This is a genomic window from Mesorhizobium sp. M7A.F.Ca.US.002.01.1.1 (assembly GCF_004022955.1).
In the GTDB taxonomy this organism is placed as follows: Bacteria; Pseudomonadota; Alphaproteobacteria; order Rhizobiales; family Rhizobiaceae; genus Mesorhizobium; species Mesorhizobium ciceri.
This window is the reverse complement of the sequence record NZ_RZQE01000837.1, coordinates 1-1,461: the sequence shown is the minus strand read 5'-3', so window position 1 is coordinate 1,461 and position 1,461 is coordinate 1. Positions and strand designations below refer to the sequence as shown.

2 protein-coding genes are annotated in these 1,461 nt (G+C 62.4%); both read left to right on the top strand.

Features of this window, described 5'->3' with window-relative positions; translation table 11 throughout:
- On the top strand, positions 1 to 966 hold a 966-nt coding region (locus EN932_RS35970; protein ID WP_206619034.1), incomplete at its 5' end, for a BMP family protein.
- A 236-nt stretch (positions 967 to 1,202) separates the two neighbouring features.
- Positions 1,203 to 1,461 (top strand): ATP-binding cassette domain-containing protein (locus EN932_RS35965; RefSeq protein WP_128369518.1); only part of this gene is annotated, 259 nt, incomplete at its 3' end.

Genomic DNA, 1,461 nt, shown 5'->3' with positions numbered 1-1,461 from the left:
TTGGGCGCGCTTGGCCTGGCTGCGGCAATGCTGCCGGGCGCTGCCTTCGGCAAGGACAAGAAACTGAAGGTGGCGGCGATCTTCGCCACGCCGATCGAGGAGCCATGGGACAACCAGATCCATGTCGCCCTGCAGAAGGCCGAGAAGGAACTCGGCATCGAATACAAATGGTCGGAGAAGGTGCAGACCGCCGATTTCAGCCGCGTCATGCGCGAATACGCGCAAGGCGGCTACCAGCTGGTGCTGGGTGATGCCTTCGCCGCCGAGCGTGAGTCGCGCCGCACCGCCAAGCAGTTCCCGAAGACCGCCTGGCTGTTCGGCTCCGGTGCTGGGCCCGCAGAACCGAATTTCGGCGTTTTCGACAACTGGATCCATGAACCCGCCTATCTCTCAGGCATGATCGCCGGCAAGATGTCGAAGTCGGGCACGATCGGCGCTGTCGCGGCGATGGGCATTCCGGAAGTGAACCGGCTGGTCAACGCCTTCTTCGCCGGTGCCAAGGAGGTCAACCCGAACATCAAGAAGAAGGTCGCCTTCATCGGCTCTTTCTTCGATCCGCCCAAGGCCAAGGAAGCGGCGGTCGCGCAGATCGACGCCGGTGTCGACGTCATCTATGCCGAGCGCTTCGGTGTCATCGAAGCGGCGGTCGACAAGAAGATCCTTGCCATCTCCAACATGTCCGACCAATCGAGTCTCGGCCCGGATACGGTCATCACCGGCCCGGTCTGGGACATGTATCCGACGGTCGAACAGGCGATCAAGCTGGTCAAGGCCGGCGTCTTCACCGCGCAGGACTATGGCGACTTCTCGCGCATGGCCAAGGGCGGCTCGCATCTGGCGCCCTACCACAAGTTCGACAAGACGCTGCCGGCTGATGTGAAGGAGCTGGTCGAAAAGAAGAAAGCCGAGATCCTCGAAGGCAATTTCCGCGTCGACGTGGACGAGAACACGCCGGTTTCGGATTGAGTTCTGGTTCGAGGGGCTGGCGCTAGGCGCCCCCCTCTGTCCTGCCGGACATCTCCCCCTCAAGGAGGGAGATTAGCAGTTTCGGCGACGCGCTGTTCTTTCAAGAAAATTGGCGAAAGCCGATATGACATCCAATCTCCCCCTCAAGGGGGAGATTGCCGGCAGGCCAGAGGGGGGTGCAGCGCATTCCTCTCAATCAAAGTTGAATCGCAAAGCCCGTCCGTTCAGGAGCCCCCTTGTCCGCCCCCCTCATCGAAATGCGCGGCATCACCAAGAGCTTCGGCGCCGTCAAGGCGAACGAGGCCGTTGATCTCAGCGTCGCGCCCGGCGAAATCCTCGGGTTGCTGGGCGAGAACGGCGCCGGCAAGACGACGCTGATGAACGTGCTGTTCGGCGCCTATGCGCCCGACGCCGGCGAGATTCTCATCCAGGGCAGGCCGGTGCGGATCACAAGTCCCGCCGATGCGCTAGCCGCCGGCATCGGCATGGTGCACC